The sequence below is a fragment of the Paenibacillus rhizoplanae genome, assembly GCF_042684125.1.
In the GTDB taxonomy this organism is placed as follows: domain Bacteria; phylum Bacillota; class Bacilli; order Paenibacillales; family Paenibacillaceae; genus Paenibacillus_AQ; species Paenibacillus_AQ rhizoplanae.
Genome location: NZ_JBHUKY010000011.1, coordinates 113,417 through 134,260, shown reverse-complemented (window position 1 = coordinate 134,260; position 20,844 = coordinate 113,417). Strand labels below are relative to the sequence as shown.

General features: G+C 53.3%; 19 protein-coding genes. 9 read left to right on the top strand and 10 right to left on the bottom strand.

What is annotated here, in order from left to right; all coding sequences use genetic code 11:
* From ACFSX3_RS04235 to ACFSX3_RS04215, 5 genes are all read right to left on the bottom strand, one after another.
* Positions 1–738, bottom strand: a complete 738-nt coding sequence (locus tag ACFSX3_RS04235; protein ID WP_209991964.1) for a Fic family protein — start codon at positions 736–738, stop codon at positions 1–3.
* A gap of 84 nt (positions 739–822) precedes the next feature.
* The gene (locus tag ACFSX3_RS04230; protein WP_209991965.1) at positions 823–1,761 is read right to left on the bottom strand and encodes a phosphotransferase family protein; all 939 of its coding nucleotides are present in this window, start codon (positions 1,759–1,761) and stop codon (positions 823–825) included.
* Positions 1,751–3,298, bottom strand: coding sequence for a diguanylate cyclase domain-containing protein (locus tag ACFSX3_RS04225; RefSeq protein WP_209991966.1), 1,548 nt, complete (start codon positions 3,296–3,298; stop codon positions 1,751–1,753). Before ACFSX3_RS04225 ends, ACFSX3_RS04230 begins: the two co-directional genes overlap by 11 nt.
* A gap of 73 nt (positions 3,299–3,371) precedes the next feature.
* Positions 3,372–5,126, bottom strand: coding sequence for an ABC transporter ATP-binding protein (locus tag ACFSX3_RS04220; protein WP_209991967.1), 1,755 nt, complete (start codon positions 5,124–5,126; stop codon positions 3,372–3,374).
* On the bottom strand, positions 5,123–6,856 hold the full coding sequence (locus ACFSX3_RS04215) for an ABC transporter ATP-binding protein (protein ID WP_209991968.1): 1,734 nt from the start codon (positions 6,854–6,856) through the stop codon (positions 5,123–5,125). Before ACFSX3_RS04215 ends, ACFSX3_RS04220 begins: the two co-directional genes overlap by 4 nt.
* A gap of 221 nt (positions 6,857–7,077) precedes the next feature.
* On the opposite strand from ACFSX3_RS04215, the gene ACFSX3_RS04210 reads away from it, so the two are divergent.
* Positions 7,078–7,281, top strand: a complete 204-nt coding sequence (locus ACFSX3_RS04210) for a helix-turn-helix transcriptional regulator (protein ID WP_036730779.1) — start codon at positions 7,078–7,080, stop codon at positions 7,279–7,281.
* A complete protein-coding gene (locus tag ACFSX3_RS04205) occupies positions 7,281–7,712 on the top strand; it encodes a DUF6442 family protein (protein ID WP_209992066.1) in 432 nt (143 codons plus the stop codon). The genes ACFSX3_RS04210 and ACFSX3_RS04205 overlap by 1 nt, the downstream gene beginning before the upstream one ends.
* A 31-nt stretch (positions 7,713–7,743) precedes the next feature.
* Here the strand turns inward: ACFSX3_RS04205 and ACFSX3_RS04200 are convergent, their stop codons facing one another.
* The 4 genes from ACFSX3_RS04200 to ACFSX3_RS04185 all read right to left on the bottom strand — a co-directional run bounded on the left by ACFSX3_RS04200 (position 7,744) and on the right by ACFSX3_RS04185 (position 12,759).
* Entirely contained in the window at positions 7,744–9,468 is a 1,725-nt protein-coding gene (locus ACFSX3_RS04200; RefSeq protein WP_209991969.1) for a helix-turn-helix domain-containing protein, read from the bottom strand.
* Positions 9,469–9,519: 51 nt separating this feature from the next.
* Positions 9,520–10,287, bottom strand: a complete 768-nt coding sequence (locus ACFSX3_RS04195; protein WP_209991970.1) for a (2Fe-2S)-binding protein — start codon at positions 10,285–10,287, stop codon at positions 9,520–9,522.
* A gap of 1 nt (position 10,288) precedes the next feature.
* Complete coding sequence (locus tag ACFSX3_RS04190) at positions 10,289–11,356, bottom strand: ABC transporter substrate-binding protein (RefSeq protein ID WP_209991971.1); 1,068 nt, start codon at positions 11,354–11,356, stop codon at positions 10,289–10,291.
* Between the two features lie 245 nt (positions 11,357–11,601).
* Complete coding sequence (locus ACFSX3_RS04185) at positions 11,602–12,759, bottom strand: 5-methyltetrahydropteroyltriglutamate--homocysteine methyltransferase (RefSeq protein WP_209991972.1); 1,158 nt, start codon at positions 12,757–12,759, stop codon at positions 11,602–11,604.
* Positions 12,760–12,982: 223 nt separating this feature from the next.
* On the opposite strand from ACFSX3_RS04185, the gene ACFSX3_RS04180 reads away from it, so the two are divergent.
* The 5 genes from ACFSX3_RS04180 (at position 12,983) to msrAB (ending at position 17,786) form a co-directional block, all read left to right on the top strand.
* Positions 12,983–13,633, top strand: a complete 651-nt coding sequence (locus ACFSX3_RS04180; protein ID WP_209991973.1) for a hypothetical protein — start codon at positions 12,983–12,985, stop codon at positions 13,631–13,633.
* A 75-nt stretch (positions 13,634–13,708) separates the two neighbouring features.
* Entirely contained in the window at positions 13,709–14,413 is a 705-nt protein-coding gene (locus ACFSX3_RS04175; protein WP_209991974.1) for a response regulator transcription factor, read from the top strand.
* Positions 14,413–15,453, top strand: coding sequence for a sensor histidine kinase (locus ACFSX3_RS04170; RefSeq protein ID WP_076158673.1), 1,041 nt, complete (start codon positions 14,413–14,415; stop codon positions 15,451–15,453). The genes ACFSX3_RS04175 and ACFSX3_RS04170 overlap by 1 nt, the downstream gene beginning before the upstream one ends.
* Before the next feature lie 44 nt (positions 15,454–15,497).
* A complete protein-coding gene (locus ACFSX3_RS04165) occupies positions 15,498–16,214 on the top strand; it encodes a cytochrome c biogenesis CcdA family protein (RefSeq protein ID WP_209991975.1) in 717 nt (238 codons plus the stop codon).
* A gap of 18 nt (positions 16,215–16,232) precedes the next feature.
* On the top strand, positions 16,233–17,786 hold the full coding sequence (gene msrAB, locus ACFSX3_RS04160; protein WP_209991976.1) for a bifunctional peptide-methionine (S)-S-oxide reductase MsrA/peptide-methionine (R)-S-oxide reductase MsrB: 1,554 nt from the start codon (positions 16,233–16,235) through the stop codon (positions 17,784–17,786).
* A gap of 95 nt (positions 17,787–17,881) precedes the next feature.
* Here msrAB and ACFSX3_RS04155 read toward each other — a convergent pair whose 3' ends face one another.
* The gene (locus tag ACFSX3_RS04155; protein ID WP_209992067.1) at positions 17,882–18,985 is read right to left on the bottom strand and encodes a slipin family protein; all 1,104 of its coding nucleotides are present in this window, start codon (positions 18,983–18,985) and stop codon (positions 17,882–17,884) included.
* Between the two features lie 993 nt (positions 18,986–19,978).
* On the opposite strand from ACFSX3_RS04155, the gene ACFSX3_RS04150 reads away from it, so the two are divergent.
* Both ACFSX3_RS04150 and ACFSX3_RS04145 read left to right on the top strand, forming a co-directional pair.
* A complete protein-coding gene (locus tag ACFSX3_RS04150) occupies positions 19,979–20,062 on the top strand; it encodes a putative holin-like toxin (protein WP_219214875.1) in 84 nt (27 codons plus the stop codon).
* A 383-nt stretch (positions 20,063–20,445) separates the two neighbouring features.
* On the top strand, positions 20,446–20,844 hold the full coding sequence (locus tag ACFSX3_RS04145; RefSeq protein WP_076080327.1) for a (deoxy)nucleoside triphosphate pyrophosphohydrolase: 399 nt from the start codon (positions 20,446–20,448) through the stop codon (positions 20,842–20,844).

Sequence of the window (20,844 nt, the reverse complement as noted above, 5' to 3'; positions counted from 1 at the left end):
CTATCCCCGCCGCTCGATCATCCCAAGATAGCGGTCCAACTGCTGCTCCTCCAGTAAGGCTATCATATCCGCAAAGGGCTTCAAATCCCGGCGTACAGCGTAGGCCTCGAGGGCATTGAAATATTCCAGCCGCGTTTCTTTGGCAATAGAGATAGGAAGATAGCCATTTGCCAGCAACTGATAATTCATAATCAGACGCGAGGTTCTGCCATTTCCATCGGCGAATGGATGGATACGGACGAATTCAGCATGAGTCCAGGCTGCAAGCTCTATAATATCTATGTTATTCTTTTCAGCCAAATCGGCATAAAAGTTTTTCACTTGCTGGTACATTTCATTGGGTACTGGAGGTGTATGCGCTGCTCCGGATATATAAACCTCTACATTCCGGTATACGCCACCTACCATAATATTCTCAGTTAACAGAGCATGAATATCCTTAATGATCCCTTCATTCAATGGTTTTTCATCATTAATGCAGGACTTAATATACTGGTATGCTTTATTATGATTAATAACCTCATATATTTCCCGCAGCATTTTCCCGCCTACGGATATCCCGTCCTCCAGTACCACTTTGGTTTCCAGAAGGGTTAATGTATTGCCCTCTATAGCCGTTGAGTTATGCGTATACTCAAGTTCAAAAGCCTTCACATAGCTTTGGACAGTAAGGTCCGGGATTTGATCTTTAGCCTGATCATATAAGGCCTTTTTGCGCAGAATTTCAGGGTAGCCCATGCGGCTCACTCCTTTCTTTACCTATCACTAAGTATAGCCCAGGTATTCACTTAATCGACTTCTTAATTTGGAGAAATCATATGGTTACACAACAACCATATCCAAATACCGCCGCAGCCCCGCCTCAGTACCAGGGTCCCTTAGCCACGCCCCCAAGCTCCAAGTCATATAACGCAGGCCGAGATACTGCGAAGCAGCTCTATACCTCTGTTCGAACGTATCCGCAGGAAGCTCCCATCCAAGCGAAGCCAGCACTTCACGGTATTCTCCAGCTTGAGACCGGTCAACCCGCATCGGGATGTCCAGGAACAGGGAGCCGTACCGCGCTTCTTCCCAGTCAATGAACATAACATCGTCATTATTGTGTACCAATACATTTCCGGGATTCAGGTCATTATGTATAAGCGTGTGTGTGGTCTCATCCTTCCAGACAGCTTCAAGCTCGTCCACTATTTTCCCCGATACAGCATCGATCTCAGACATATACGTCCCGAAGGTCTCCACGAACCGTTCATTGTGCTTGGCCTCTTCCCATGCGGGTCTCCAAAGTCCATCAATTATAGTCTCTATGTATGCATGGCTAACCCGGGGGAGCCAGGATAACTCCTCCTGCAATCCCCGATTACGGTTATGAATATAAGCCAGAGCCTGCATTTCCTTGTGCTGAAGTCTCCCGATATCCAGATTCTGATAATTCGTCTTATAATCTACGTCCTGAATACACAGGAGCGCCCCATGGCCCAAATCCAGATTACCCGCTCTGCCAAAAGGGACGTTAGCCCCCTGATCCAATAACCGCTTCATTACCCGGCGTTCAATTCCATTCGCCATTTTGGTAATCACAGAGCTGTACTCTTGTCTGCCTTCAATCTCCACGAGAATCCTGTGCCGGAATAAGTCCACCGCCTGATAGCCCGAATGCAATGGGGTGCTTTCTATATCAAGGACCTTTGCCTTATCAGACAGGAATTTCCGCACAGTCTCCTCAATTAAATCCATCCTCCCGCCAATCTCAAATCTCATGATTACCCTCCGCCTCTCCCCGCTTGATCGCATACATCCGCTTGTCGGCTTGGCGCAAAAGAGCATCCGGAGCCGTTCCGTCCTGCGGATACAAGCTGATGCCGATGCTCATATCGATCTTCAGCTCTTCGCCTTCATAATCCAGCGTGGCCTGTGCAGCCGCCGCCAGCAGCCGGTGCTCCAGCTCTACGGCGGTCAGCCCGTCCCCGCCCACGGGGCAGAACAGCACGAATTCGTCGCCGCCGAAGCGGGCCGCCAGCCCGGCCGGCTGAACCAGCTGATGGATCATGGCCGCTACCTTGCATAACATCTGGTCTCCGGCCTCATGACCCCAGCGGTCGTTCACCTGCTTGAACCGGTCGAGATCAAGCAGCAGGATGGCTACTTCCCCGCCGCTGCGCTCTGCTTCGGCAAGAGCCTCCCCCAGCTTATCATAGAACTGTCTGCGGTTCGGCAGTCCTGTAAGCGGATCATGATAGGCCATGAAGGCAATTTGCCGCACATGCTGATTGCGCAGCCGGATGTCCCGGATGAGCAGCACAGCCTGAATCTCATGATCCACGGTCACGTAATCCCCGTTAATCATCACCTCGACCGGACTATCCCCGTTATGCAGAACCATTTCCAGCTCACCGATATCGTCCTGTGCCTTAAGCTTCGCCACGATCTCTGCACCGCCCAGTTCGGTAAGGTTAGCCTTCCCCAGAGTCAGACGGCCAAACATCCTACCGGCACTCGGATTCGCTTCCTTAATGCTGCCTGACAATGAGACGAGCAGCGCAGCCTGTGAATTGATCTGGAACATCTTTTTGTAGCGCTGTCCTGCATGATTAAGGAACTCATACCGCTGCATGGACAGCCGCAGCACGAAGCACCAGATCAATCCTCCGTAGATATATGTATAGGGCGGCAGCACTTCATTGAAGCGGAAATAGCCGAACACCGCTACCCAGAGGAATGTCACCCAGGAGCCATACTCCAGCAGCTTGAAGATACCGTCATGCTCCTGGTAGGCAGGATCGGCGGCACTCCACTTGCGCCTACTTCGCAGCATGACGATGGGGACTAAGCTAAGCAGCAGGCTTGCCGTCAAGGTCCCGTAATAGGCTGCATTGGCCACCGGCCATTTCCACACCCCGGATACCGTGAACAGCTGGACGGAGGTATAGGAGCGTTGACCAATGAGTCCCGCCGGAATAGCCAGCGTTAATATGTGGAACAGATAGGGGTACCATGGCCGGGGCATCCGCTTATGTAAGCCGATTAACCGGGCAATCAGATGGAAGCCAAGCCCTGGAATGAGAATACCGGCATTGGCGAACCAGACCGCAGCCAGCAACGGACTATATTCAATCGGCAGCATATACCGGATGTACTCCTCCAGGAACAGCAGGAAATAGCACAGAATTGTAGCGCTTACCAGACGATGTTCAATCTTCCGCGGGTTGCGCAGCAGCACATCCATTCCCATGTAGAAAAAGAAGAGCATCGGCAGCCAATAAACTACGACAGGTATCCACACATGGGTCGGGCTCATTTCTCTTCTCCTCTACAGTCTGTCACGGACATAGTTAATCTTAATTTTAATATATTACCGGCCGGAGACGCCGTCAATGAACAAGTTCTGTCGTATGGCTTAAGGCGGCGTATTGGCTATGGAACAGCAGATCATAGGCTTCATTCCGGCCACGCAGGTTAGCATGGGTGTCGCAGGCTGCCACCTTACCATTGTGCAGAACCAGCACCTTATCACAGTCTTGAATCGTAGAGAGGCGGTGCGCGACCGAGATCATGGTAGTGCCGGCAGACAGACGCTTCAGCTCATTCCTAATGTCGCTCTCATTCTCAGAATCCAGGGCGCTTGTACTTTCATCGAAAATAATAATGTCCCGCTCCTGCAGCAGCGCCCGCGCAATCGACAGCCGCTGCTTCTGGCCCCCGGAGAGCTTCATCCCCTTCTCCCCGATAACCGTATCCAGCCCCTGCTCCAAGGATGCAATATAGTCATAGATATTGGCGCTGCGGCAGCAGGCAATCAGCTCTGCTTCCGTTGCCCCGCCCCTCGCCAGCAGCAGGTTCTCCCGGATCGTCATATTGAACAGAACAGGCTCCTGCACCACGATGCTTACCTTGGCCGCCGCACTCCCGCTGTTCACCGCATGCAGATCCGTGCCGCCGATGCTGACGCTCCCTCCCTGAGGCTTCATCTGTCCGGTCAGCAGCTTGGCAAGGGTAGACTTGCCGCTGCCGCTCTGCCCTACGATGGCTAGATGTTCCCCCTTCCCCACCGAGAACGAAATCCCGTCCAGTGCGAAGGCATCCTTCCCCTCATAGCGGAACCGCAAATTCTGAACCTCAATCTTTTGTCCGCTAATGCGTTTGTAAGGCCGCTGGTCCGCCTCTGCCTGTAACAGTCCGATCACTTTACTGATATTCACCGAATCATTCTTGTAATTCATCAAGCCATTGCTGATCGTCTCGATGAACCCGAAGAACTGCCCGTAGAAGCTGATGAACACCAGCAGCACACCGACCTCCGAATAGCCCTTAATCACGAAGAGTCCGCCGATGAAATAGATGAACAGCTGGGTGATGAAGTTCTTCGTGAAGAACGAATACGTGACGCCCAGATGCTGATAGAGCTGGCTGCGGAACCACACCGGACGGATGGCTGCATAATGCCCGTTCAACTCCTCTAGCTGGGCCGCCTCCAGATTGTTGGTCTTAATATCCTTCCAGTTCTGCAGACTCGCATGTAAAAAGGATTCGTACCCGTTCTGCAGCCTCCATAGCTCCTCCCCCGCCTTCCTCGTCTTCTCGCCCAGGATATTCACCGTCAGCAGGGAGACCGGAACGAAGACGAAGCTAAGGAGGGCGATCCGCCAGTCATAGCTTACAAGGATCACAGCCAGCGCAGCAGCATACAGAACAGCGTAGCTGAAATCTAACAGATGAACCGTGAAGAACCGCCCGGCTGTGGCTGAATCCTGCTCAATCCGGCTTTTTAGATCACCAATGCTGTACCCGCTATACTCCTCATAATCCAGGCTGCTCACTATATTCAACAGCTTGCGCTTAAGCCTCAGGTCATACCTCAGGAGCAGCTGGTTGGAGTAGCGCTTGCTGACCGCAATCCCGGCCGTCGTAAGCAGGAATACCGCCAGATAACCCGCGATAACCGGCCATAGCTCACTCAGATGCTTCTCCACCAGCACGCGATTGACAAGCAGCGAGTACAGGAATAACGGAAGCAGTCCGCAGACCAGATGCCACAGCTTGAACAGCGCGAGCGCCAGCAGCGGCTTACGGACCCCTTCAATTCCCTGTGTCAGCGCCTTATAGGCGGCCCATCTTGTCATGGTCATACCGCTTCGCCTCCTGCGCACTGTTCGCTGAATAGATCGATGTACGTTTTGTTACTTCTGATCAGCACATCGTGAGTATCGTAGCCTGTGACCCGGCCATCCTCCAGCACAGCAATCCTGTCACAGCCTCTAAGCGTGGACAGACGATGGGCGATGATGATCAGCGTCAGGTCTTGCGCAAGCTCACGGGTCATCTGCCGGATCAGTGCTTCATTCTTGCTGTCGAGGGACGAAGTCGCTTCATCGAAGACCAGAATTTTCGGATTCTTGACCAGGATTCGCGCAATAGCCAGACGTTGCTTTTGGCCGCCCGATAATTCCTGCCCGGAAGTCCCCAGCACCGTGTCCAGCCCGTCCGGGAGATTCAGGACCAGCTCATGCAGCGCAGCTCTCTTAAGTGCTTCAATTAGCATACTGTCCTGATCACGGTTATTCGTAAAAGAGAGATTATACCGCAGCGTGTTATCGTACAGAACCGTCTCCTGATGAACCACGCCCACCTGACTCCGCAAGCTGTGCAGGTTATATTCGTTCACGTTGCGGTCATCGATCAGAAGCTCGCCGCCGTCAACAGGATACAGGTTGCAGATCAGGCTTCCGAGCGTTGTTTTCCCGGCTCCGCTCCTTCCGGCAATGCCCACGGTGCTTCCTCCCTCGACACGGAGATTGAACCCGTCCAGTACCCGCCTCTCCTCCGTATATCCGAAGCTGACATTACGAAATTCAATCGTCCCCTCCTTAATCAGTGTAGGCATCCGGGCTTCTCTGTAGTCCTCCTCCTGCTCATTCAGGAGCTCCGCAACACGCTGCAAGGACACCGTCTGCCCCCAAGTATCGGTAATCTTGCTGCCCATCGAGCTGAAGTAAGTCACAGCCATATTGAAATAGCTGGCGGCAGCCACAAAAACACCAAGCTGCATCTGCCCCTTCACAATGAGCCGGGCGCAGATAATGAACAGCAGTAGCTGTGCGGCAAGCATGATAAATGCGTTCACCCGCTCGGTGGTTACTTCGATTCTTCCATTATCCACATTATTGTGATGGATAGAGACTGTCCGCCTAAGATAGGTACGGGTTACCAGCCTCCCGGCATTCAGCAGCTTGATCTCCCGCAGATTTGCCACAATTTCAAATAAGTACGAGGACAGCCTCCCCTGCTCTGCCGCCAGATCCCGGTTGACCCGGAGCGCTCTCCGCTTGAAATATCTGGAGGCCATGAACACGACAGGAACCAGCACCACCGTGAACACGCCCAGCAGGACATGATAATAGAACATGAAGCCCACGGCAAACACGATATGCAGCAGATTCGAATACCCCCACAGTCCGCTCCAGAAGACGAGGTTCATAATGTCCTTGGCATCGCGGTTCATCCGGCTGATCAGATCGCCGCTGTACATCCCGGAGAGATCCTTCCCCTTCTGATGCAGAATCTTGCGGAATAGCGCCCGCCGGATATCAAACACGAATCCGGTCATCAGCTGGGAGGAGATCAGATTATTGAGCGTCGCCACAATGAACTGATTGAACAGGAGTACCCCGGCATAGATCAGGCACAGCTCCAGGAAGGCATTCAGATCCTGGTCATAAAAAGCGATATTAATCAGCCGTCCGCCCAGGAACGGATACATCAGGTTCACCAGGGTCATTAACGTAGTTACCAGGAAACCGCATACAAACACCCACTTATGCATCCGTATGAACTTGATGATCCACTGTCTCGGAGTCACAGCCCCACCGCCTTCCATATATTCACAATGAGTATTGTAGCACGGACGTTCGTATATAGGGAGTGAGTATTTCCATTGTGGATTGGGCTGGGTTGGGCCACGGCCAGTGCAACATGAAATAGTGCAGACCTTACCGCGGAATGGAAAGCGAGCTTTACATTGTCTGGCTAATGCACTACAATCTCGATGTAAAGTTAACTTTCCATGAAGAGAGTGATTCCATGAACAACCGTTTGGAAGAATTACGCAAGCAGCGCGGAATCAGGCAGGAGGAATTAGCAGCGGCGCTTGAGGTGTCCAGGCAGACGATTGGTTCACTGGAGAACGGCCGCTATAATCCGTCCATCCTGCTGGCGTTCAAGATTGCCCGCTATTTCGGACTCAGCATTGAGGAGATTTTTATTTATGAGGAGGAAGAGAATTGATGAAGAAATCCGTCTCGGCTTATCTTCTGGTTATTGCAGGTGTAGTCCTGCTGGCAGGCAGTCTGTACTTCATTAGAACGGTTCATGAGCCTGAGGGGGTGCTGCGGACACTGCCTTATATCTGTATCGGACTGGGCTCCGGCCTGTTCGGCAGCGGGATGGGGGAACTCATCGGACGGCGCGCATTGAAGAATAGCCCCGCCATCGCCAAGCAGATGGAGATCAACAAGCAAGATGAGCGCAATATCGCCATTGCAACCCGGGCGAAGGCGAAGGCCTACGACATGATGATCTTTGTGTTCGGGGCCTTAATGCTGGCTCTCGCCTTAATGGAAACTGAACTCACCGTTGTGCTGTTACTCGTATTCGCCTACCTGTTCACGATTGGATACGGCATCTATCACCGGTTCAAGTATGATCGGGAGATGTAATCGGCAGCCGTTCCGTCTGCCGCTAGTCCGCTCAAGCCAGTAACGCCTGGGCCACCTGATCCAGAATGCAGTTGATGCCTGTAGGTCCATAACAGCCGATCCAGGTAGCAGCATCTACCGGGTATATAAGCTGCCGCTGGTCTGCACCTAGCATGCCCCTCACACTGTGCTCTGTCATCGATATTCCCTCCTGCATCCTCTCATTACTAAGCAAAAAGTAGTAGTTGGCATGCACAGACGGCAGTCTGTCCACGGAAATATGATATGCCGTGTCGGAGGAGGGTTCCGCCACAAATCGCGGAGCAGGCAGACCAAGGTCCCGGTACAACACAGCGCCTGTGCGGTGAGAAGCCGTATGTACCCGGACGATGGACTCCCGCGGACGGATCAGAGCCACACTCTTACCCGCGAGTACCGGAGCCAGCTCTGCGGACAGCAATGCCGTACGGCGCAGGTAATCGGCAATAATGCGTTCCGCCTCCGCCTGCTTGCCTGTCAGCTCGCCGAACAGCCTCAGAATCGTCTGCCAGCTCTCATTACGCTTGAACATGATCGTTGGCGCCACCCGGCTTAAGCGTTCATAGTCCGGAGCATGCACCTCAGTGCAGATGATCAGATCCGGGCGCAGCCGTTCTACAGCCAGCAGGTCCGGGTACTCGTAGGTTCCGAGCATTTCCGTTGTCATTAATCTCTCCCGGAAATAAGCGGGGAAATTCAACGCCCCGCTTCCGAAGCCTACGCTTCCTGCGGGGGATATCCCCAGCGCATGCAAATGGTCAGCATACTGGACGTCAAGCACGGCGATCCGCCGCGGAGCAGCGGTAACTCGATATTCGCCCCGCAGATGGAAGATCACCGGACTCTGTGGTGACCCGTGCGGGTAGGCCACGCTCTCTGACCGTCCCGAAGAAGCGGAGAGCGCAGCTGGAGCTGAAGCGGCAGTACGCCTGTAGAGCTGCGGGGGGACTCCATAATGCTTCTTGAACGCCCTGCTGAAATAATACATGTCGCGGTAGCCTGTCCGCTCAGCGATCTCGCCGATGGAAGCATCCGTATAACGCAGCATCCGCTCTGCGCTCTCCATCCGCAGCCGGATTACATATTCCATCGGCCCGAGCCGCTTCTCCTGCTTGAACCGCCGCTGGAGCTGCCGCACGCCGCAGCCGGCCAGTGCAGCCAGCTCTTTAATTCCCAGCTCTTGCCGATAATGCCCCGCAATATAGGCGGCAACAACCTCCACTATATCCGGCTCTTTGCCGCCCTGACCGCGTTCATGCTCCATAATAAGCTCATAGAGCATGCCTTGCAGCAGCGCATTGGCATGGAACCGTTCCAGCCCTTCTCCCCGGCTCCATTTGGCGGCAATTCTCTCCGCCGCCATATGCAGCTCCGCCGGGGACCCGGAATGGTGCACAAACGAAGTCCGCAGCGGGTGATTGCGCTGCGGAAAGAGCACATGTGCGGCTCCCGCCACAGGAATGGCCTTGTAGCTAATAGCTGTATAATGAATGTTGTCTGATCCCGCACTCAGAGTGTAGGCTGATCCCGTGACGGCATGACAAGCAAAAGAGGCCTGGACATGGCAGCCTTCACCATTCATCACAAGCCCTCCCTGCCCGCCGATGGCCAGCAGCAGCTGATTAGACGCCAGTTCCGTTTCAATCAGCATACCGCCGGGCGGCACAGTACCGCTGCGCACATCAAGCATCTTGACCGCCGTATCACTCCATAGACTTGCCTGTTCTTGTTGCGGCATTTCTCTCATCTCCTGACAACAGTATCCTTTGCTTAACGGATAGACCTGCTGTCATTTTAATTGAGATTCATTCTCATTGTCAATTTTCGGACACTTTCTGCAATATTCCCCGGACATCCGGTAGTAAAAGCAACAGGTAATGCGCTTGCTCTTCGCAACCGGAGCCTCGTCATCCCCTTCTGTGAACCGGGTGAATGGATTGCGTCTTGCGCCGAAGCATTGGCCGGGAGCCGTCCGGGTCAGATACACAAAATCCTCTTGCATCCGTAGACTTTCTTCGCCGGATAGGTCTGCTCCAGGCACATACAACGGGGCCATACGAACCATAATATTCTCCCACAGCACGGCCATGGAGACGGGGCCCACGGTGGCAAGCGTCTGCAGCAGCGGCGCAAGCCGTGCCGCAAAATTCTCCTTAACAACAGCTTCACGCCACACGGCCCTATCCTCCGGTGGGGAGGCTGACCGAAGCCCGTCCAGCGCCAGGAAAGGGAATGTCGTCTCTTCTGTAGAAGCCGGATGATAGAGGAAGCTTCTGTCCAGCGGGAAGAAGACTTCACGATTATGAACGGTCATGGCGGTCAGTATTGGCGCGATCCACAGATAGCCGATCCGCTTGGCCAGCATGGAAGCCGCAACCTGCATATCCGGCGCACCGATATAATCTTTAAGCCAGCTAACATACTCGCGGCACACCGCTTCGTCTTGCAGCTCACTCAGAGCAATGGTGCGGACGCTGCCCGCAGGCGGCTCCCCCAGCCTCATCCGGTAATCCTCCGCCAGTTCCCTCCAGGGGGCCGACGACAGATAGTGGTCCATCTCAGTTAGCTCCAAGCAGCGCTTCCGAGGCCTGATCTACAATAATATTGATCGCAAGGGGACCATAGTACGCGATCCAGAGCGTTGAATTCACGTCGTAGGCACGGTTATTCTTGACTGCATCAAGGGATTTCCAGATCGGACTGCTGGCCAGAGCCTCCGCCTCTTTGGCGAATAGATCATCCGAGAGCAGGAAATAGTGATCTGCCCCGATATCAGAGACAGTCTCCATCGATATTTCAACCGAGGTATCGTCTTTGATCGCCTGAACGAATGCAGGTGCATTTAATCCGAGATCCTCATATAGAATGCTTCCCGTCCGGTGTTCGGGACCATGTACCCGAATCCCTTCCGGTCTCGGACGAATCAGCGCTACCGTCTCGTCGCCCAGCTTCGCTGACAGTTGCTCCCGCAGTCCGGTGATTTTGTCCTCATAGGCCTTCTTCACCACTTCAGCCTCTGCCTGTTTGCCTGATATTGTACCGATGGTAGCCAGCGTATCCCGCCAATCCTCGTAGAAGTCCAGTACGATAGTAGGCGCAATTTTACTCACGCTCTCATAAGCTTCTTCCTGAAAATCAGTCATCAAGATCAGATCCGGGTTCAGCGCCACAATTGCTTCCAGATTGGGCTCATCGCGTGTACCCAGGACCTTCACCCCGTCCATTTGAGCACTCAGATATTCCGGGAACTCGTCCTTTGTTCCAGCAACCACGCTGCCTGCCGGTTTCTCTCCAAGCGCGATCAGCTGATCGGCGAATTTCACGTCAAGCACAGCGATCACCTTCGGCTTCTCGCTCAGCGTATATTCACCCTTGATATGTTTGAAGGTGACCGGGTAGGCTGCTGTAGCCTGTGCCTCCGGTGTTGCCTGCGCCTGTGCTTCAGACGACGGGGACGGCTCCGCTGACGCAGACGGCTGTGCGGCTGTACCGGCATTCGTGCCTCCTCCAGATCCGCAAGCTGTAAGTACCAGTACCAGCGCCAGCATCCATACCATGAATAGTCCTGATTGTCGGGCGGCGAATTTCTTCCTGCCGGCCTCTTGTTTCTGTGTTGCTCTGTTCACGCTGACTCCCCCTGTTATGTATTATGTGATAATGATTTTCATTATCATAATTGTTACAGCGAGTATAGCCGATCTGCAGCCTCTGTTTCCATGTACTTTTGCGACATTGCAGCCGGATAAATGCGACATGGGTTGCTATTAGGGTGTGTTTCCAGCCGCTTCCATAGTCGGATACAGCAGCAAGCCCGCATCCTGTTGCCAGATGCGGGCTTGCTTTTATGAACAGCTGCTACCTATTAATGAAGTTAAGCCCAGTATTGCTGGGCAATCTTTTGCCCCTGTCTGATCTTCGCCCATTGCTCCGCTTCCGTCAATTCGTTGCCGCCGTCGCAGGACGCGAAGCCGCATTGGTGGGAGAGCAGTAATCTCTCCTTCGGAATGATCGTGGACGCTTCATCCAGCATGCGGAGGACACGGGTCTCATCGTCAAGCGTACTGGTTTTGGAAGACAGCAAGCCAAGTACAATTTCCGTCTCCGGTCTATCCTTGAACACAGCAAGTGCCTCCAGCGAGCCAGCGCGTTCGTCGTCCCACTCCAGGAAGAAGCGGTCGTACTTCAGCTGCTTCAGGAACAGGTTGGCAATCTTCACATAAGAGCCGCCGCCCATATTCCGGGAATCATAATTGCCGCGGCAGTTATGGGTCCACATTTTCAGCCCCAGGCTATGTCCGTAGTCAATAATGGTGTTGTTAATATCGATGAATTCTGTGGCAAGACTCTGTACTTCTTCATGGTTGATTTTCTCGCCGGTAAAGGGCGAATTCGGATTATCGTCCGCGAACAGCTCCCAGAGGCAGTCGTCGAATTGCAGAATCTTACCGCCAGCGGCTGCGAATTCCCCTACGAAATCCTTATACGCCGTCACCAGCCCTGCCTTCAGCTCATCACGGTTCTGGTACACTGCACCCTCGCCGCCAAGGTTATCCGACCAGGACAGCTCTCCAAAGATATGGGACGGCGAAGGCACACACAGCTTCGTCTCCCGGTCTCCGGCATGGTCCTGAAGCTGGCGGTACGCCTGAAGGAAGTGGTGATTCTTCCCGCCGAGTTCACCAGTGATGCGCAGACCGATGTCTTTTCGCGTCTCGTATTTGGAGGTGCCGTCAATATCTCTGAAGAAATACCCGTGAGGAGCAATATAGCGTTCAATGCCCTGGAAGCCCCAGACAAAGTCCAGATGCCACATCGACTTGGAATACTCCCCATCCGTCAGAATGCTCAGCCCATTCTCGCTCGCCTGCTCGACTACCGACTGAATCGCCTTCGCCTCACACTGCTCATAGCCCTGGAAATCCCCGTAAAAAGGATACTGAATATCGTCCCGGTGTTCGATTTGCTGCTTATATTCTAATAGCTCCGCCGGACGCAGCAGGCTGCCTACGATCTGAAATCTATCACACATGATTAGCCCTCCTCTAGTTCCACTGTTCTGTCTTTGTGTATAAATTCTAGCATGGAGTGCGGCCTTAGACGTAACACTTATAACTGATATCTGGCTATAGGGAGAAGTTATACGTTCTTTTCGCTGCCGTAATACAATCGTAAGGTTTCGCTTAGAGAATCGTAAGCTCTGCCGCTTATGCTGTTCCATGTAAACCACTAAAAAGATATGGAGCGTGATAAGCATGGGTAACAGCAAAGCAGGCAAACGATTCATGATGGCGGCAGTATTGGTACTTTCTCTGGCGGTGTCCGGCATCTCCGGCGCAGCGGCAGGCATCAAGACGATGAAAAAAGACGGCATGGAGCTAATGAACCTAAGACAGGCCGCCATGATGTACGGCTACAGCATTGAATGGAACAGCAAGGACCGCTCCGTATCGCTGATGTACATGGACAAGATGATGGACGACAGCAAGATGATGGATGACAGCAAGATGATGGACGACAGCAAGATGATGGACGACAGCAAGATGATGGATGACGGCAAGATGATGGATGATGGCAAGATGATGGACGATGGCAAGATGATGGACGACAGCAAGATGATGGACGACGGCAAGATGATGGACGACGGCAAGATGATGGATGACGGCAAGATGATGGACGACGGCAAGATGATGGATGACGGCAAGATGATGGACGACGGCAAGATGATGGACGACGGCATGAAGCCGATGGGTAAGATGATCAAGGTAATGATTGGGTCGAAAAAAATGATGGTCGACGGTAAGACGGTTAATCTGAGCATGGCCCCTGCCCTGTACGATGGAAGCACTTATGTGGCGGATACGGTAGTGACCATGTACATGAAGCCTGCCAAGGCCATGAAATAAGACGGGATGAGCGATACCCTCACCCTGTGATATGATGGAATCAAATGGATTTTTCCGGATATGGGGTGGGTTAGGATGAATGAACGAGTGCTGGTCGCGGATGATGATCCGAATATTACCGATGTGTGCCGCAGATATCTGGAACGGGAAGGGTATCTGGTCACCACCGCCAAGGACGGCTTGGAGGCGCTAGAGCTATGGCGCAGCCAGTCTCCAAGCCTGATTGTGCTCGACCTCATGATGCCGCATAAGAATGGCTGGGAAGTGTGCAGCGAGATCCGGCAGACCGAAGATCTTCCGATCATCATGCTGACGGCGCGCGGCGAGGAACAGGACCGGCTGATGGGGCTGACGATGGGGGCGGATGATTATCTGACCAAGCCCTTCAGTCCAAGGGAGCTCGTACTGCGGGTGCAGGCGATTCTGCGCAGAATGAGATATGTGCAGGTATCGCCGGCTACCGCCGCTGAGCACACGATCAAGTACGAAGGACTGACTATCGATGTCGGGAAGCGTACCGTGGAGATCAGCGGGCAGGCGATTGACTTGACGGTGACCGAATTCGAAATGCTCTATCTGCTGGCGAGCCATCCGGGGCAGGTGTTCTCCCGGACGCAGATGCTGAGCAAGATCTGGGATTTCAGCTATGAAGGAGATACGACTACCGTTACGGTGCATATTAGGAGATTACGCGAGAAGATCGAGCAGACTCCCTCCGACCCGCAATACATCAAGACGGTCTGGGGAATCGGCTATAAGTTTGCGGGTGATGGCATCTAATGAAACTGCGTACGTATCTAATGTTGTCCAGTCTCACGGGGATCGGCGTATTGTTGATCTGTCTGTTCGTCAGTTATTCCAAAATGCTGCTGACCATCGATCAGCTATATTATCTGTCCGGCATCACAGCCGGGATCGGCGTGTTCTCCTTCATCGTTCAGCATCTGCTGACGCGGCCGGTGGAGAAGTCCATTGCCCGGATTACCGAGCAGACGGTACGGATTGCCAAGGGGGATTTCCACACCGAAGTTCCCACGATCGGCCCGCACGAGTTCAAGCTGATGGCCCGGCAATTCAATGAGATGAGCAGTAAGTTAAAAGAGAGCTTCGACCATCTCCACCAGTCCGAGTCCGCCCGGCGGGAGCTGATCGCGAATGTCTCGCACGATCTGCGGACCCCTCTTGCCTCCATTCAGTCATTCGTGGAGGCGCTGGAGGATGATGTGATCAAGGACGAAGAGACCTTCCAGCGGTATCTGAATACGATCCGGCTGGAGACGAAGCGGCTGGCGGGGCTGATCCAGGACCTCTTTGAACTATCCAGCCTGGAGGCCAGCGGCGGAACCTTCGACCCGCAGCCCTGCCATGCAGATGAGCTGCTGATCAGCACGCTGGAGAGCTTCTCCTTCCATCTGGCGGAGAAGCGGCTGAAGGTCGAGATTGAGCTGCCGGATAAGCTGCCCGCGGCCCTGATGATGCCCACGCAGATTAAGCGGGTACTGTCCAATCTTGTGCAGAATGCGATTCAACATTCCCCTGAAGAAGGCCATATCGTGCTGTCCGCCGCTGAGGAAGGGCCGTTCCTGCGGATCGCTGTGAGCGATGAGGGTCAGGGAATCGATGCGGCGGAGACCTCACGGATCTTCGAGCGGTTCTACCGGATAGATAAATCACGCAGTAAGAATAGCGGAGGCGCCGGTCTGGGTCTTGCCATTGCACAATCCATTGTGGAGCTGCATGGCGGCAAGATTGGTGTAGAGAGCACTAAGGGTTCTGGAAGCTGCTTCTGGTTCACGGTCCCCATCTACACCAGCCGGTAAGCCTTAGCGTTAGAGAAGCAGTATTCATATAGGTGGTGACAGAGATGGCTGGTGATTTTGTATTCCTGTTCGGCGTCTTCGGCGCAGGGGTATTATCGTTTTTTGCACCCTGTATTCTGCCGCTGCTTCCGGTCTATGTCTCGTATCTGTCCGGAAGCCTGGCGGGCAATGTGAATCAGGGAGGGGTGGACACAGGCTCCATGCGGTTCCGTTCGGTATTCATGCTGCGGACGTTAATCTTCGTGCTTGGACTGTCTGTGGTCTTCATTACCCTGGGCTTCGGCTCCGGTATTCTTGGCAGTGTCATTTCAAGCTCCAGGTTCATTGCCGTCTGCGGAGCGATTGTCATCTTATTCGGAATCTACCAGACCGGACTGATCAAGATCTCCTGGCTGGAACGGGAAAAAAGGCTGTCCAGTCCCCGCGCAGCACGCGGCGGCTATATCGGGGCCTTCCTGCTCGGCCTGACGTTCAGCTTCGGGTGGACGCCGTGCATCGGCCCGGTACTTGCGGGCATTCTCAGCATCGCCGCCGGGGAAGGCTCCCCTGCCTATGGAGGGTTCCTCATGCTGCTGTACACGCTGGGTCTGGCGATTCCTTTTCTCATACTATCCGTCTTCTCGGAAGTTCTGGTGCAGCGGATTCGCCGCTTGTACCGGTTCATGGGTGGAATTAAGATCGCCTCCGGCTGTATGCTGATCGCCATGGGGCTGCTGCTAATGACAGACCAGCTGAATACGATTGTGAGCTGGATTCAATAACGGGAGGAGGAATCAGGCATGAAAAAGATATGGAAGCGGATGGGATATATGCTGGTGATTGGCGGCCTGCTGTCGATCCTGGCCGCATGCGGCGCGAAGCCCGATACAGCATCCGGCAAGACGGACTCCCCGGCTGCCATGAGCAAGGGGAAGCCAGCACCCGCATTCGCGTTAAATGATCTGAAGGGCGACCCTATGAAGCTCGAGGATCTGAAAGGCAAAAAGGTCTATGTAAAATACTGGGCCTCCTGGTGCTCCATCTGTCTTGCCGGTCTGGAGGACCTGAATACGCTGGCCGGACAGGAGAAGGATTTCCAGGTGGTATCGATTGTAACTCCCGGCTACAAAGGCGAGAAATCTGCCAAGGAGTTCACGGACTGGTTCAGCAAGCAGTCGTATGACAATCTGACTGTGCTGCTCGATGAAGACGGGACATGGGCTAAGGAGTTTCAGGTACGGGCATATCCGAGCTCTTTTTATATCGATGAAGAAGGGCTGCTGGTAAAATCCCTCCCGGGTCATGCCTCCAACGAGCAGATTAAGGATACCTTCGCGGGAATGAGTTCCGCCTCAGCCGCCGCTCCGGTTCCAGCGGTCAAGACCGCAGCTATAGCCGAGAAGGATCTGCGTAGCCTGTACCTGGCGGGCGGTTGCTTCTGGGGCGTGGAAGCGTATATGGCCCGCATTCAAGGAGTTCAGGATGTCACCTCCGGCTATGCCAACGGGACAGGCGAGAATCCGACCTATGAGGATGTTATTCGCGGGGACCGGGGGTTCGCGGAGACTGTGCATGTGAAGTATGATCCGAAGCAGGTCACCCTGAAGCAGCTCCTGGAAGCTTACTTCAAGGTCGTTGACCCGACCAGCCTGAACAAGCAAGGCAATGACCGGGGCATTCAATACCGGACAGGAATCTACTATTCGTCCCCGGAGGATGCGGCTGTTATCCAGCAGGCTGTAGCGCAGGAGCAGACCAAGTATGACAAGAAGATCGTAACGGAAGTCCTTCCTCTGGAGAACTACTATCTGGCGGAGGAATATCATCAGGACTACTTGGCGAAGAACCCGAACGGGTATTGCCACATTGACTTAAGCATCCTGGATGAGCAAGAGCCGGTTATCGATCCGGCCCAGTACCCGCGCCCTTCCGACGCAGAACTGAAGGAGCGATTAACCGCCGACCAATACGCGGTAGCCGTCAATAATGACACCGAGCGTGCCTTCAGCAACGACTATTGGGATAACTACGATCCTGGCTTGTATGTCGATATCGCCACAGGTCAGCCCCTCTTCTCCAGCAAGGATAAATACGACTCCGGCTGCGGCTGGCCGAGCTTCACGAAGCCGATTGCCCCGCAAGTCGTCACCTATGATACGGATACCAGCTTCAGCATGGAACGCACCGAGGTCCGCAGCCAATCCGGCGACATCCACCTGGGCCATGTCTTCGACGACGGTCCCGCAGATCGCGGCGGCAAGCGCTACTGCATCAACAGCGCCTCTATCCGCTTCATCCCTCTGGACCAGATGGAGGGGGAGCATTACGGGTATTTGACGGGGTTGGTGAAGTAGATTAGGTGAAACGTACAGATGTAAGGAGCTTCTCATACAACAAGAATCGCCCTCCACTAGCTCATAAGCTGAGCTGTGTGGAGGGCGATTCTTGTCTATTTACTTGCGCCGATGAGCGAGCTTAACCGCTCCAGCAGATCGCCGCCGCCCGTAACCGAGATAGAACCGATCCGGTCGCATATCTTCTCGAGGAATTCCAGCTCCTTAAGCCGGAACAGCGTCTGATTCTCATCCATCAGCTTCGCCGTATTCAGCAGGCTGCGTGTCGAGGCTGTCTCTTCCCGGCGGGTGAGCAGGTTGGCCTGGGCTTTTTTCTCAGCGAGCAGCACCGTGTTCAGGATGTCTTTCATGTCTCCCGGCAGAATCACATCCTTCACCCCCGCCCCGAGGAAGCGCACCCCGAACTCTTCCTCCTTCTCCTGGATACGGGACAGAATGAAGGTCGCCACATCCTCCTTCTGCTTCAGCAGATCGTCCAATCTCAGCGTCCCGACATACTCCCGCAGCAGGAGCTGAAGCTGGATGTGAATCTGCTCATCGAAATCCTTCAGCTCCAGCACACGGTGCGGACTTACGATCCGGTACTGGCAGACGAAGTTCAGGCGCAGCGTAACCTTATCTTCGGTCATCATCTCCTGGCCGAGCAGGTCCATCTGCTGCTGTCTCAGATCGACCTTCTTGGTCAGCACCGAGACCGGTCCCTTCCAGAAATAATATTTCCCCGGCGTCAGCTCCCGCTGGAGCGTATGATCATAGAACAGGAACCCCAGCTCGTGGCTGGCGATTTCGCAGCTCTGCACATACGGCGTAAGCCGCGCGATGATTGAGCGGTCAATTCCGGCGGGCAGCTCCGGCACACGGATGTCCGTGTGGACGAAGGTGTGCTTCCTCAGCAGATTCCAATACGCATACACCCCCGGCTTCAGCAGCTGCATGAATTGACCATCCTCATAGTGCAGCACATTCTCATGATCCTGTACCCGGACCACCTCAAGCTCCCGCAGGAGTTCATCATCCTGTAAGAACAGTTGCAGGTCCTTTCCGCCAGCGCTAAAAGGCTTAGCAATATCCAGTACCACCACAGTATGCTGCGACCAGGAGAAATAACGGTAGGTTCCCGGCAGCAGACGCTTCACATAACTTCCCTTATGAAAGAGCAGACCGCGCTGGTCCGCTTGAATCGTGATTGGCTTCAACATCATATGTATTACCCCCTTCATGATTGGACCAATGGAAGACAGAATCCCGCTGCGGACCCGGACGGAATCACGCTTGAGACAGCCCGTCTGCCGGGAGATCCGGGAGGACTACTTGAGACCTGAGCTAACCCAACCTTCAGCCAGCCTTCGTTCCCTTCTGTCCTTACCTCAGTCTCCGCAAGCGTCCCTGCTGCCGGTATCCACGGATTACAAAGCCCTGCCACAGTAGCGCTAGACCAGCCGCCAGGGATTCTGTCCATTGGTTTCCTTACTCAGATTGTGCTTCAATTGTGGCTCGATGGAAATCGAGTAGTGTAACCAACGTCGCTGTGAAGGCGATCGGGGAATCGAACCCCTTATCTGCTCTTACCGCAACGGACCGTACAGGATACCGTAACATACATGCCGGCACTGCGGGATCACCAGAGATCCCCGCCTCGTTACGTCCGCCCGATAAGAACCGGTTGTAGGATGAACGCGCTTGGCGTTACCTTACAGGGTCTATCATCGCTGATATCCAGCGGGGCGAACATGGTGGAAGTATTACGATGGGAGAATAAATTTCCAGGGGGGATTGTATGAGGCACAGGAAAAAGCCCAAAAGCAGGTGGGGGGCCTGCTTTTGGGCTTGGTTAGGGGGATTGGGTTTGTATATTCAAAGTTAGTCCAAACTCAAAAAAAATAGACCGCCCTCTCCAAAGGATTCGGTCTATTTCTTAACTGATATTCCGAAAGCCACCGCCCTTAAAAGTGACTATTGCTCCGAAAGTCGTGTTAGCAGCACGGCTCTCTTTTTTCATTATACTTTCTTCTGCCTATTGTACCATTCTCTTAAAATTTCTCATTAGCACGAGTTCACTCTTCCGGCGGAATCCAATGGTTGGGTCTGCGCTGTTCGTATATTCAAAATTTTCCATCCATGGTATAATCGCAAGAGCAATAGAAAGGCTTATATGGGCGGTCGGCTAATCTCCCGGAAGGGAGGTGACGCCAATGGAGGTTTATCAAGCATTGTCCCTGATGTTCATGTTCGGCATGTTCATTATCGCGCTGCTAAATTACCTCAAAAAGAAATAGACCGCCCTGCCCAAGGGATACGGTCTATTCTTTGACGGTCTACCTTTTGAAGCCACCGCCCTTAAAAGCGGCTATTGCTCCGAGAGTCGTGTATCGAGCACGGCTCTCTTTGTATTCTACGTTTTTTCTGCCTTTACTATACCACAAATCATTTCATAAAGTAAAAAAATCTCTGTTCTGTTACAGAAAAAATGCCCAAGCAATCGAAAAGAAGTAACTTACTCCAGTCCCGCAAAATTGTACTGCCTCCATAGGGCATTCTGCCGGTCGGACTCTTCCTCATATGCAGTATGTAAACATTCATGAAAGTATACTAAAATAGTATTATCAATGCAGAATCCATATCTTTCTCATTAAGCTGCATAACCGGAGGGAACTGACTAATGAAAAAACATATCCATGTTGTTGGTGCTGTGATCATTGAAAATGAAAAGATACTTTGTGCACAGCGGGGAGCCAGCAAAGCATTGGCCTACATGTGGGAATTCCCAGGCGGGAAAATTGAGGATGGTGAAACACCACAGTCTGCACTAAAACGAGAAATCGATGAAGAAATGAACTGCACAATCGAAATTGGTGAAGCAATAGAGACCACTGTGTACGAATATGACTTTGGTTTTGTTCATCTCACGACTTTTTATTGTAATCTATTAAAAGGTACACCAACCTTAACTGAACATGTTGCCATACAATGGTTAGCTGCTAATGAATTGATGTCTTTAGAATGGGCGCCTGCCGATATTCCTGCTGTAAAAAAAATTCAAGAAGCACTGGGGAAATGA